13 protein-coding genes are annotated in these 12,136 nt (G+C 68.1%); 5 read left to right on the forward strand and 8 right to left on the reverse strand.

Annotated elements, in window-relative coordinates:
- Positions 1-127 precede the first annotated feature (127 nt).
- Complete coding sequence (locus ACFVKT_RS02325) at positions 128-2,347, reverse strand: NADP-dependent isocitrate dehydrogenase (RefSeq protein WP_385726664.1); 2,220 nt, start codon at positions 2,345-2,347, stop codon at positions 128-130.
- A gap of 233 nt (positions 2,348-2,580) precedes the next feature.
- Here ACFVKT_RS02325 and ACFVKT_RS02330 point away from each other — a divergent pair, with 233 nt between their 5' ends.
- Positions 2,581-4,113, forward strand: a complete 1,533-nt coding sequence (locus ACFVKT_RS02330) for a recombinase family protein (RefSeq protein ID WP_385726666.1) — start codon at positions 2,581-2,583, stop codon at positions 4,111-4,113.
- A 208-nt stretch (positions 4,114-4,321) separates the two neighbouring features.
- Here ACFVKT_RS02330 and ACFVKT_RS02335 read toward each other — a convergent pair whose 3' ends face one another.
- Positions 4,322-4,618 carry a hypothetical protein gene (locus tag ACFVKT_RS02335; RefSeq protein WP_385726668.1) on the reverse strand — a complete coding sequence of 99 codons (297 nt, stop codon included), beginning with the start codon at positions 4,616-4,618 and terminating at the stop codon, positions 4,322-4,324.
- 169 nt (positions 4,619-4,787) lie between these two features.
- Positions 4,788-6,242 carry a replication initiator gene (locus ACFVKT_RS02340; protein WP_385726670.1) on the reverse strand — a complete coding sequence of 485 codons (1,455 nt, stop codon included), beginning with the start codon at positions 6,240-6,242 and terminating at the stop codon, positions 4,788-4,790.
- 115 nt (positions 6,243-6,357) lie between these two features.
- Here ACFVKT_RS02340 and ACFVKT_RS02345 point away from each other — a divergent pair, with 115 nt between their 5' ends.
- On the forward strand, positions 6,358-6,567 hold the full coding sequence (locus tag ACFVKT_RS02345; RefSeq protein WP_385726671.1) for a hypothetical protein: 210 nt from the start codon (positions 6,358-6,360) through the stop codon (positions 6,565-6,567).
- Between the two features lie 44 nt (positions 6,568-6,611).
- Here the strand turns inward: ACFVKT_RS02345 and ACFVKT_RS02350 are convergent, their stop codons facing one another.
- The 5 genes from ACFVKT_RS02350 to ACFVKT_RS02370 are packed head-to-tail and all read right to left on the reverse strand — an operon-like array spanning position 6,612 to position 8,893.
- The gene (locus ACFVKT_RS02350) at positions 6,612-6,824 is read right to left on the reverse strand and encodes a hypothetical protein (protein ID WP_385726673.1); all 213 of its coding nucleotides are present in this window, start codon (positions 6,822-6,824) and stop codon (positions 6,612-6,614) included.
- On the reverse strand, positions 6,821-8,155 hold the full coding sequence (locus ACFVKT_RS02355) for an FtsK/SpoIIIE domain-containing protein (RefSeq protein WP_385726675.1): 1,335 nt from the start codon (positions 8,153-8,155) through the stop codon (positions 6,821-6,823). The genes ACFVKT_RS02350 and ACFVKT_RS02355 overlap by 4 nt, the downstream gene beginning before the upstream one ends.
- Positions 8,155-8,373 (reverse strand): hypothetical protein, encoded by a 219-nt coding sequence (locus tag ACFVKT_RS02360; protein ID WP_385726676.1) that lies wholly within the window; start codon positions 8,371-8,373, stop codon positions 8,155-8,157. Before ACFVKT_RS02360 ends, ACFVKT_RS02355 begins: the two co-directional genes overlap by 1 nt.
- Positions 8,370-8,573, reverse strand: coding sequence for a hypothetical protein (locus ACFVKT_RS02365; protein WP_385726678.1), 204 nt, complete (start codon positions 8,571-8,573; stop codon positions 8,370-8,372). The genes ACFVKT_RS02360 and ACFVKT_RS02365 overlap by 4 nt, the downstream gene beginning before the upstream one ends.
- Entirely contained in the window at positions 8,570-8,893 is a 324-nt protein-coding gene (locus tag ACFVKT_RS02370) for a hypothetical protein (protein ID WP_385726680.1), read from the reverse strand. Before ACFVKT_RS02370 ends, ACFVKT_RS02365 begins: the two co-directional genes overlap by 4 nt.
- 240 nt (positions 8,894-9,133) lie before the next feature.
- Here ACFVKT_RS02370 and ACFVKT_RS02375 point away from each other — a divergent pair, with 240 nt between their 5' ends.
- The 3 genes from ACFVKT_RS02375 to ACFVKT_RS02385 form a co-directional block, all read left to right on the forward strand.
- Positions 9,134-9,898, forward strand: a complete 765-nt coding sequence (locus ACFVKT_RS02375) for a GntR family transcriptional regulator (protein ID WP_385726682.1) — start codon at positions 9,134-9,136, stop codon at positions 9,896-9,898.
- A gap of 116 nt (positions 9,899-10,014) precedes the next feature.
- Complete coding sequence (locus tag ACFVKT_RS02380) at positions 10,015-10,437, forward strand: hypothetical protein (RefSeq protein ID WP_385726684.1); 423 nt, start codon at positions 10,015-10,017, stop codon at positions 10,435-10,437.
- Positions 10,434-12,136 (forward strand): tetratricopeptide repeat protein (locus tag ACFVKT_RS02385; RefSeq protein ID WP_385726686.1); only part of this gene is annotated, 1,703 nt, incomplete at its 3' end. The genes ACFVKT_RS02380 and ACFVKT_RS02385, both read left to right, overlap by 4 nt.

The raw sequence follows: 12,136 nt of genomic DNA on the forward strand, positions 1-12,136 counted from the left end.
CGCACTCGCGTGGAGGAAGTCCCCTTGATTCGGAATGTGGCCCATACGGGTCGGAACGAGACCGCCCCGGCCGGAAGGATCCGGCCGGGGCGGCTCAGGTCGCGGACCGGGGTCCGCGGACGGTGCGTCAGGCGAGGGTCGCGAGCGCGTCGTTCCAGGTGGCCGACGGGCGCATGATCTTGGCCGCCTTGGCGGGGTCGGGCTGGTAGTAGCCGCCGATGTCGGCGGGGGAGCCCTGGACCGCGTTCAGCTCGTCGACGATCGTCTGCTCCTGCACGCTCAGCGTCTCGGCGAGCGCGCCGAAGGCCTTGGCGAGGTCGGCGTCGTCGGTCTGCTGCGCCAGTTCCTGCGCCCAGTACAGGGACAGGAAGAAGTGGCTGCCGCGGTTGTCGATACCGCCGACGCGGCGGGTCGGCGACTTGTCCTCGTTGAGGAAGGTCGCCGTCGCACGGTCGAGGGTGTCGGCGAGGACCTGGGCGCGCGCGTTGCCCGTGGTCGTCGCGAGGTGCTCGAAGCTGGACGCCAGCGCGAGGAACTCGCCCAGGCTGTCCCAGCGCAGGTAGTTCTCCTTGACGAGCTGCTGCACGTGCTTCGGCGCGGAGCCGCCGGCGCCCGTCTCGAAGAGGCCGCCGCCCGCCATCAGCGGGACGATCGAGAGCATCTTGGCGCTGGTGCCCAGCTCCAGGATCGGGAACAGGTCGGTCAGGTAGTCACGGAGTACGTTGCCGGTGACGGAGATCGTGTTCTCACCGCGGCGGATGCGCTCCACGGAGAGCTTGGTCGCCTCCCGGGGGGACAGGATGCGGATGTCCAGGCCCTCGGTGTCGTGCTCCGGAAGGTAGCGCTTGACCTTCTCGATGATCACCGCGTCGTGCGCGCGGGTCTCGTCCAGCCAGAACACCGTCGGGTCACCGGTGGCGCGGGCGCGGGTGACGGCCAGCTTCACCCAGTCCTTGATCGGGGCGTCCTTGGTCTGGCAGGCGCGGAAGATGTCGCCGGCGGAGACGGCCTGCTCCAGGACGACGTTCCCGGCCTCGTCGACGAGGCGGACCGTACCGGTGGTCGCGATCTCGAAGGTCTTGTCGTGGCTGCCGTACTCCTCAGCCTTCTGCGCCATCAGACCGACGTTCGGCACGGTGCCCATCGTCGCCGGGTCGAAGGCGCCGTTGGCGCGGCAGTCGTCGAGGACGACCTGGTAGACGCCGGAGTAGCTGCTGTCCGGCAGGACCGCGAGCGTGTCCTGCTCCTGGCCGTCCGGGCCCCACATGTGGCCGGAGGTACGGATCATGGCCGGCATGGACGCGTCGACGATCACGTCGGACGGCACGTGCAGGTTGGTGATGCCCTTGTCGGAGTCGACCATCGCCAGCTCCGGGCCCTCGGCGAGCTCGGCGTCGAAGGACGCCTTGATCTCGGCGGCCTCGGGCAGCGACTCCACGCCCTTGAAGATGCCGCCCAGACCGTCGTTCGGGGTCAGACCGGCGGCGGCGAAGGTCTCGCCGTACTTGGCGAACGTCCTCGGGAAGAAGGCGCGCACGACGTGACCGAAGATGATCGGGTCCGAGACCTTCATCATCGTGGCCTTGAGGTGCACCGAGAACAGCACGCCCTCGGCCTTGGCACGGGCGATCTGCGCCGTGAGGAACTCGCGCAGCGGCGCGACGTGCAGGACGGACGCGTCCACGACCTCGTCCGCGAGTACGGGTACGGACTCACGCAGCACGGTGGTGGAGCCGTCGTCGCCGGCCAGCTCGATACGCAGCGAGCCCGCCGCCGAGATCACCGTGGACTTCTCGGTGGAGCGGAAGTCGTCGACGCCCATGGTCGCGACGTTCGTCTTCGACTCGGACGACCACTTGCCCATGCGGTGCGGGTGGGTCTTCGCGTAGTTCTTGACCGACGCGGGGGCGCGGCGGTCGGAGTTGCCCTCGCGCAGCACCGGGTTCACGGCGCTGCCCTTGACCTTGTCGTAACGGGCGCGGATGTCGCGCTCCTCGTCCGACTTCGGGTCCTCCGGGTAGTCCGGGAGCGCGTAGCCCTGCTCCTGCAGCTCGGCGACCGCCGCCTTGAGCTGAGGGACCGAGGCCGACACGTTCGGCAGCTTGATGATGTTCGCCCCGGGCGTCTTCGCCAGCTCACCGAGCTCCGAGAGCGCGTCAGGGATGCGCTGACCCTCCTCCAGGAACTCGGGGAAGAGGGCGATGATGCGCCCGGCCAGCGAGATGTCACGGGTCTCCACAGTGACACCCGCCTGCGAGGCATACGCCTGGACCACCGGCAGGAACGAATACGTCGCCAGGGCCGGGGCCTCGTCAGTGTGCGTGTAAATGATGGTCGAGTCAGTCACCGGGTGCTCCGCTCCACGTCTGCAACATTGCTCGACATCAAGATATCTCCTGAGCGACCCGGGCTCGACAGGGGTCTGCGTTGGCCCTACTCCGCGAACGCCCGAGGGCGGATTTCCGGCTGGCCGGGCTGGAGCTTTAACCCCGTGCGGCGTTCGATGACACGGGGAGGGTCTTTGAGCCTGTCCAGGGACTTCCGTTAAACGCACTGTAGTGCGGAAGCGGAGTCGGCATCATGCAAGACGTGATCACCACGGAGTTCGATGGCTGCGGGAAGTGCCTGGTAGTGGTGCGTCGGTTGTCGCGGAAGTCGGATGCGACGTCATCGCCGGAACGGCAGCTTGACCAGTCGTTGGCGGCGGTGGCATCGGTGGGCGGACACGTGATTGCGTTCGCCGACGACTGGGAGGTCAGTGGCGCTACGGATCCGTTGACGCGTCCGGGGCTTGGTCCGTGGCTGCGGGGGGAGATGGGCCCGTACGCGGGCATCGTGGGTGCGGCTGTTGACCGGATCGGGCGCAATCAGCGTGATGTCCTCAACACCGCGTACGCCATTCACGAGGCAGGGCGCATGCTGGTGACCTACGGGCATGACGGCCCGTGGGACCTTACCGACCCGGCGGACGAGATGAGGCTCAGTATGGAGAGCTTCGGAGCACAGATGGAGCTTCGGGCGATCCAGAAGCGCAACCGGGAGGAGACCCTCCGGGCCCGGGATGCGGGTGAGCCGAAGCAGATGAACCCCTATGGATACCGCTACGTGCGCTTGGTCCCGATGGGCAAGGTGGATCATGTGGAGGTCGACCCGGTGGCCGCCGAGATCATCCGAACGGTTGCCGAGCGCATCCTGACTGACACCACGGGGAGGATCACCACATACACGGAGGCTGCGCGGCTGACACGGGCGGGGGTTCCGTCGCCACGTGATCACCGGGCGGTCATGTACGGGCGGGAGCAGAAGGGGACGCCGTGGACCGGTCCGGCGATCCGGAACATCCTCACCAGCGAGGCATCCCTAGGGTTCCTGATGCACCAGGGGCGTCCGGTCATCGGCAGGGACGGGCACCCGGTACGGCTGGCGCCGCCGCTGTGGGACCGAGCCACCCGGGATGAGCTGGTCAAGGCCACCGCGCCGAAGCAGCAGCGCACCCGCCGGGGCAGCAGGGCACCGAAGGGGACACGGCTGCTGTCGGGGCTGGCGTACTGCGGAACGTGCGGACGCCGCCTCAAGGTCACCGGCGGGGAGGCGGACACCACCACCTATGTGTGCAACGGCCGGTTCATGGGCGTCATCGCGTCCCAGCACTGCAAGCCCGCCCCCACCATGCGCGGTCACCTGCTGGACGCCGAGGTCACCACGTGGTTCCTGGCCCGGTACGGCACGGGTCAGGTGATGCGCCGGGAGTACGACCCGGGCACCGGCTACGCCGCCCGCATCACCGCGCTGGAACACGACCGCAAGCGGCTGCGCGAGGACCGAGCGGCAGGGCTGTACGACGCCGACGACGACGCGGCATGGTTCCGCACCGAGTACGCCCGCATGGGACGCGAGATCACCGAACTCAGGGCACTGCCCGACGGGGCCCCCGCCATGCGCATGATGCCCACCGGCCAGACCATCGCCGACGCGTGGCACGACGCCCCCGACGACGCGGCCCGCCGGGAAATCCTCACCGGCTATGACGTCCGCGTGACCCTCCATCCCGCCAGTGCCCCGCAGCGCGTCCGCATCACCGGCGCCAGCCTCTTGCAGGAGGAGGCCGCCTAACAACCGACACATGCCAGGGGACCGACAGAGGGACATCTCTCCGCCGGTCCCCACGCATGCCCGCACACAAACGATCTCGCTCCCGCTCCCGGCACAGTCCCCGCCGTGCCCCGCCCGCCCACCCGTGCAACCCCGCCATGGCGCGCCCGTCACCGAGAGCCCAGCGCCATGCCCCACCCACCCGCCCAGACTTACGGCCCTGTCAGCCTCACTCCGGCTGTATCCCGCCGTCCCAACTCCCGACCAGTGCCAACGACGGCAGGAGATACCGCACCGTTGTTCCGGTTCTCGTGGTGAACTCCACAGCTCGAATCAGCAGGTCACACAGAGAAGGTCCCCCCAGCCCGGCGAGCAGGTCCACCGTCCCGCCCATGATCTCCGACAGCAGCCACGGAACCGAGCTGTAGTGGAACACTCCGGCCGTGTAGTCGGCGGCCAGCCGGAACGTGAGATCCGAACCGCTCGCGTTCTCCACCACGGCCCGGAACCCGGCTGTCCGCGTCATGATCTCCCACGGCTCACAGGCAGAAGGATGCGCTTCGCGCGCTTCCCCTCCGAGGAGCCGGGCGACCGCAGCCGCCGTATCCGGACCCGCGGTCGTCACACGCCAGGTGCTCAGAGCCTCCTGACGGCCCTTCACCGTGCGGAGACAATGGAACCGGCCGACAACACTGTCAGGCCGCATCGGTCCAGCGGTTTTCAGCGGCGGCCAGTTCCTGTCTGATCTCCCGGAGCAGGATGAGGTCTTCGGCGATTCCGGCCGCGATCTCCGCCTCTGCGAGGGTGTGACCACTTCCGACGTAGCGCCAAGCCGAGTCGGTAACCGTCGCCGGACCTGTATCGGCGGCAAGCCCACACCTCTCGGCACGGTGGGCGGTGCGAGCGGTCCGCAACTCCTCGTACGTGGTGGAGTACCGGCGGGATTTGGTGAGGACGTGGCCCCGGTAGCCGAGGGTGTGTGCCCAGGCGCGCAGGCGTAGGTGTTCCAGTCCGGGCAGCCGTCCCAGGCGCCAGCAGGTGCCCATGAGCGCGCGCATGTGTGCGGAGACGGACAACAGCGCGATGTCGTCGGGCGACCTGACCGGGTAGTCCGTGCCGCCCGCATCGCCGACGCTTTTGGAGACGTACTTTGCGACGTACGCGGCGACAGCCTGATCGGTGACCGGCCCGTCATCGGCGAAGCCGCGCCGGATCGGATGCACGTCGAGTTGCCCACCCCAGCGGAACACCAATTCGCCGAGGCCGGGCACGTAGGGCATGGAGACTTCCGCCGATGCCGCGGCAGAGCGCACGGCAGCGTCGAGGAGTTCGGCACTGGCCCAGTCGGGCGGGGGCGCGGTCGGTCCGTCGGGTCCGTCGAGGCGGATCACGGCATGGAAGTGCACGGCGCCCCGCCGCTGGTACTCCGTGACCTTGGCGAAGCTCAGCCGCAGATGATCCCCGATCTTCGATTGGGGGATGCCGGCGGACGTGGCGAGGTGACGCCGGATCGCGCGGGTCGTCCTGTTCCACAGCTCCCCGGCATGCGCGTGCCACAGCACGTGGGACGGGTAGTCGTAGCAGTCCGCGCAGAGCGGTTGCCCTGTTGCCGGATCGTCCGCCGCGTGGACGTGGCCGCAGCCGAGGGGCCGCCCATGCTCGCAGGTGCCGCCATCGCGACGAGGACGGCAGCGCTCACCCTCGGGAGTAGCCCGGTGGACCGCGCCGAACGAGGGAGCGGTGAGGGTGACGAACAGCCGGGGATGGGCGGTCACCGTCACAGGCACGCTCTTGCCGCCCAAAAGGCCAGAGCGCACGAGATGGAACGTGTCGCCGGAGTGGAGGCGCGAGCACGGCGCGCAGCGCGAATCCCGGCGGTTGCGGCACCGTATGGCCAGTCGCCCACCCGGCTCGGCGTGGGTGTCGTAGTGGCGCAGCACCTGCCCCGTGTCGGCGTGGACCAGGGTCGTGTGGCCCGCGAGGTAGATCGGGTGGGCACATCCTCCCGTGGCTCTGATCTGTTCGAGCCAGCGTTGAAAGCCTGGTTCATTGGCGAGGCGTATCAAGTCCCGTTCGGTGTCGGAGAGTCGGCGGAGACGCTCCGCCCGGTGAAGAGCGGAGCGCCGCGCGTCAGCGGTTGTGAGTTGCATGCAGGGGGCGGTGACCTTTCGGTGCGGGCAGTCAGACGGACTGCGCAGGCGTGGCTGTGCGGGTGAGGGCGATGCACGGTGCTCCTTAGGGGAGTTGAGGCGTGGAAGGTCAGGAGTGCTCGGAGCACATGCCGACGAGGACGCCCAGGGCGGCGATGATGAGGAGGAACTTCAAGAACCGGGCCATGCGCGGGACCTCCTTTCAGGCCACGGCGTACGGGATGTGATCAGCGCTTGCGCCGACGGTCGCGGCAGCAGCGGCAGCGCCGCAGGTGTCCTGCGCGAGTACGCAGCCGGACACGACGGCAGTACGGGCAGCGGATGAAGCGATGAGGCACGCGTTCACCTCTCAGCGGCCATCGGGCCGGATCACGCGATCAGCCGGGTAAGCACCCAGTTCACAAATTCAGCGACCATGAAGAACGCGGCCGTCTGGCTGACGTAGAAGCCGAACAGGAAGATCAGTACGGCCATCCACCACACGACGTCCCGCGACTTGACGAGGAGCACGGTTGCCAGGCCGAAGACGAAGGCCAGCGGCAGCGCAGCTTCTTCCGTCATACCGAATGCCAGTACCGTCACGCTGCATCACCTCCCCGACCCATGGCCCGCGTGAGGGCGGGCAGGTCCGGCGTGAGGTGAGCGTTCCGCTCCGCGTAGCGCTGCGCCCCGTCCGGGGTGACCAGGTGCGAGCGAGCCCGCGTCCACTGCCCACCAATGGTCGTGACCGCTACCCCCCGTTCGTCCTCTGTGATCGCCTGCGCAACGATCACGGCATCGGGCGACAGGTCACCCCACGTCATTTCCGCCGTTGCTTCGTCATGGACCCGGTGGCAGACCCGGCCGCCCAGCTGAGCGCGCAACGCGGTGGCGCCGGGGCCGAGTTCGGAGCCGAAGCGCTGTGCCGCCACCACCAGGTAGACGCCGAGCGCCGCACCGAGCTGCGCCAGCCGCAGCAGGAGCGTGGAGCACTCCAGACTCTCCTTGCGACCGGCCAGCGAGCCGCCCGACAGATAGAGCTCCGCGATCTCATCCACGACCACCACGACCGGCACCGGACGCGCGCCGTCAGCGAGTTCCCACACGGACCGCACCCCGGCCGACCGGCACACGGCCATCCGGTCCTCTACCTCTTCGACCAGGGCAGCCAGCAGCGCCAGCGCCTCACCCCGGTTGGTCGCCAGCGCCGACAGCCGTCGGGCGAACAACCCCAGCTCCATACCGCCCTTGCAGTCGATGCCCACCAGGGCCACGGGCTGCGCGCCGAGTTCGCTCACCAGGGACGCCAGCAACGTGGACTTCCCCGACTGAGTGGCACCGGCCACCAGCCAATGCGGCACCTTCCGCAGGTCGATGGTCCACGCCGATCCGTCCCCCATCCGGCCGACCACGGCAGCCAGCAGACGCGGAGCCGGGAACCGCCGCCACGCCGTGTTGTCGGCAAGAGGGTCACGCGCCGTGGCGATGATCAGCACCTCACCACGCTTGACGGAGATCACCCGCACCACATGGACCCGCCACGCGTGCACGAACGCCTCTGCGCTCCTGATGAACAGCGCCGGGGTCTGTCCCGGAAGCAGATGCACCCGCACGGACAGACCGGTCAGCATGGCCCGGGGCACCCCGAGCCGGGGCGGAACCGGCCGCAGCGCGGAGCCCTTGACCATCGCGTCACGGCCGATGACGGTGTAACGCGGTCGCCGGGCAACCGCCAGGTCCGCGTTCTGGCACAGCCGACGCCAGGTGAACAGCATCCGGCACACCACCACCGGAAAACCGAAGAGATACCAACGCCACGGGCCGCCCCTGCCTCGTTGCAGCCAGACCGGCAGGCGCGGTTCCCACCACCTCTGAGACAACAGCCCCAGGCACAGCACGGCCGAGATGATCCAGATCACCAGTTCCCACGGCATCACCGCTCACCCCCCTGCCGCCCCCGCCGCCGCTCCTGACGAACTATCAGAACTTGCCGGGCATGCTCGGCAGTCGATTCGGCATGACGGATGATCAGGAGCAGTACGTCATCCACGGACTGGCCGTCGGGCAGCGCGGTCAGCAGAGCGTCACAGCCCGACAGCACCCGAAGATCACGCATCAGACGCCGTACCGGGTCGGTGCCCTTCGCGGTCATGACGGCTCACCACCCTCGCGAGCGAGAATGAAAGCCGCCATCCGCGAGGCCTCTTCCGTGTCCTTGGCCATCCGTGCCAGCGAGACCCGCCGTGTCCTGGCGTCCATCGGGCAGGAGTCGATGATGTGCGCGAGCGTGGCCAGACTGGTCAGCCGGTCGAACAGGGCTTCCCAGTCCCAGTCAGGATCTATGTCGGTCACGGCTCACCGCCCGCCGACTTGCCCCGCCCCACGGGCGCGCCCGAAGCCGGAGCCGGAGCAGCCGGGACGACAGCCGAGGCGCGGAAGGATGTCCCCTTGCGGCCGTCGATCTCCCAGGCCACCGCCACCAGGTCGGCCACCTGCACCCGCACGCCCTCCGCCAGGCCCGCAGGCTCACCGGGGACCGCGACATCGATCACTTCGGCCCGCCGGGTGGCCAGCTGCCGTACGGACACACCGACGACGTAGATCGAGTTGCCATCGCGATCCTTGCGAATCTCTCCCGTCTCCTGATTGACGCGCGGTTCCGGAGGGACCACGCATAACAACGTACCCAGCCTTGACACATCCACCGGGATGTTCTGCATAGGCACTCACACCCTCTCTGGTCGGACTCAACAGGCCACATTAATTTGCAACTGCGACTTGTTCTGATGAGTGCGAGCATGCCCGAGGATGCCCAAAGTTGGCAAGCGCTTATCCTGACGAGTGCGGGATGGACGTCCGCATAGCGCAGGGCACTGACAATCGATCCGGGCGACGCCCAGGGGGAGCCAGCCATGCCGGACGACGATCTTGTTCGACCGGACGCGATGTACCGGCAGCTAGCAGGCCGTCTCGCCGAGGCCATCACGGCAGGCGAGTACTCCCCTGGCAGCGTGCTGCCGAGCGAGACACAGCTCATGAAGCGCTACGGGGTCTCACGGCCGACCGTGCGCGCGGCGGTCGCTGAGCTGCGGGCCATGGGACTGACGGAGAGCCGCCACGGACAGGGGACGTTCGTGCGCGCGATCGACGTGCCGACCACCGTCATCGACCGAACGATCACCCGCACCGGCAAGCGCTACACGACCGGATGGGAAGCCGTAGAAGCCGAGTTCCCAGCTGTCACACGGGACCACGCGACGGGAGTCACCGGCCAGCTGCTGGAGCGTGACGAAGAGGCCGTGTTCATCGCGGAACGGCTGCTGACGGACCCCGCCACAGGCGCCCGCGCCATGCACCGCACGGTAATCCCGTTCGATATCGCCCACGACGTACCCGAGTTGGCCAAGTCACCGGACACCGAACCGGCCGCGATCTACGCAGCGCTCACCGCCGCCGGGCACACCCTCACGTGGACCGAGTTCGTCACCGCCCGCAGCCCGCTGCCCGACGAACGCGCCGCCCTCCGCATGGCCGACACAGGCCCGATCCTGGTCACCTACCGCGTCACAGCGAACGCCGACGGCCGCCCTCTCATCCTCGAAGAGCTGCACGCCCCTGCGGACCGGGCTCAACTCGCCTACCGCATCACCGCTCAGAAGGCCACCCCACGGCACTAACTGTGCGCGTTTTGGACGTAGTTACCCGCACGGGCGCCCCTTGCCTGGTCTTCCGCTGGCACCATGAGTGGCGAGTCAGGTGCTCACGGGCGTGCGATAAGAACAGGGGAACGTCAGTGGATGCGGTCGTGGTGGCAAGTCAGATTTCGCCGTACATCGTGGCCGCCGTGCAGAGCTTCGGTGCGGCGGTACTCACCCGGGTCAATGACGCAGGCGCGGAGGCCAGCGTGTCCCTGGGGCAGCGGATCATCCAGCGCATCCTGCGCCGTGACGCCGCAGATCGCAGCGAGGAGGAGACGGCCGTGGCAACCGCTGTGGATGATCTCGTCGGCGCACCAGACGACTCCGACCTCCAGGCCGCGCTACGGGTGCAGATCAAGAAAGCCCTGGTGGCAGATCCCGAACTGGCCACCGCGGTAGGGGAACTGGCTCAGCGCGGCGGGATCTCCATCATCGCATCGGGCGAACGCGCGGTTGCCGCTCACACCATCCACGGCAACATCCACACCGGCGACACCACCCCCGGCACACCAAGGTGACCCAACCCGAATCAGCACCGTTGCGCATCGGGGCGTTCGGTGAGCGGTCGGTCGCCGCTCACACCATCGGTGATGTCCACACCGGCGACACCATCAACCTGCCGAAAGAAGCGTTGATTGCACCTGCGGAAGTCGCGGTACCACCGGGGTTGAACAATCTTCCCGAGCCGGCCAGCCCGCTCTTCCTCGGACGCGAGGAAGCGATGACGGAACTGCGGGAGCGGATGCAGACGAGCACGGGTGTGGTGACCCAGGCCGTCCATGGCCTGGGAGGTGTCGGTAAAACCACTCTCGCACTCCACTACGCACACGACCAGCGCGCCGAACACACGGCCGTGTGGTGGCTCACCGCGTCAACTTCCGAGACGATTGAGGCGGGGCTGGCGGAACTGGCCGTCCGCGTGTACCCGGCCCGCGACATCCCCAGCATCACCATCCCCATGCACGCGGAATGGGCCAGGGCCTGGCTCCAGGCGTACCCCGGTTGGCTGCTGATCTTCGACAATGCGGAGAATCCCGACCACGTCGCCCCGCTCATCGGCCAACTCCCCGGCGGCCACCACCTCATCACCACCCGTCGCGCCACCGGCTGGCACCACCTCACCCCCGAACCCTTGCGCCTAGACGTCCTCACCCCCCAAGCAGCCATAGACCTCCTGACCCGCATCACTGGCGAGAACAGCGACGAAGGCCGGCGCAACGCCGGAAAACTCGCCAAGGAACTGGGGTTTCTACCCCTGGCGCTGGAACAGGCCGCCGCCTACATCCAGCACAACCAGACCACCCACGCCCGCTACCTCACCCACCTCACGCGCTATCCCGCACGGATGTTCGCCACCCCGCCCGGAGGCGGCACCCACGCCCGCACTCTCGCCCGGATCTGGCGCATCACCCTGGACACCATCAGCGCCACCACCCCGCTCGCCGTGGACCTACTGCGCACCCTGGCATTCCTCGCCCCCGACCATGTCCCGCGCGATCTCCTAGAAGCCGCCGACGCAGACGATCCACTGGCCATCGAAGAGGCCCTAGGACTTCTGCACAGCTACAGCATGATCACCCTCACCCCACAGGACATAAGCACCCACCGCCTCGTGCAAGCCGTGGCCCGCACCCCCGATGCCAGCACCGGACCACAAGCCGACCCGCACCGAACCCCGGAACTTATCGACCACGCTCGCCAGCACGCCACTGCTGTACTCAACCGTGCGCTACCCGAAGATCCGTCCACCCATGTCGCCGGATGGCCACGATGGCGAACCCTACTCCCCCACATCGAAGCCCTTATCAACCTGACTGACCCAGCGCAAGACACCTCAGACATTCACTTTGTCCTCAACGAGACCGCTGTGTTCCTAAACGGCCAAGGCCAGGTCGCTCAAGCGATCACGTACCACGAGCGCTCCATGGCAACAGCCGAACGACTATTCGGCACCGACCACCGCGAAACCCTCACCTCCTGCAACAACCTCGCCTACGCCTACGAATCGGCGGGGGACCTGGCCCGCGCCATCCCCCTCTACGAGGCCACTCTCATCGACCGCGAGCGGGTTCTGGGCACCGACCACCCCGACACCCTCGCCTCCCGCAACAACCTCGCGGGCGCCTATCAGGCTGGCGGGGACCTGGCCCGCGCCATCCCCCTCTACGAGGCCACTCTCATCGACCGCGAGCGGGTTCTGGGCACCGACCACCCCGA

Source organism: Streptomyces sp. NPDC127595, from assembly GCF_042671685.1.
GTDB lineage: Bacteria > Actinomycetota > Actinomycetes > Streptomycetales > Streptomycetaceae > Streptomyces.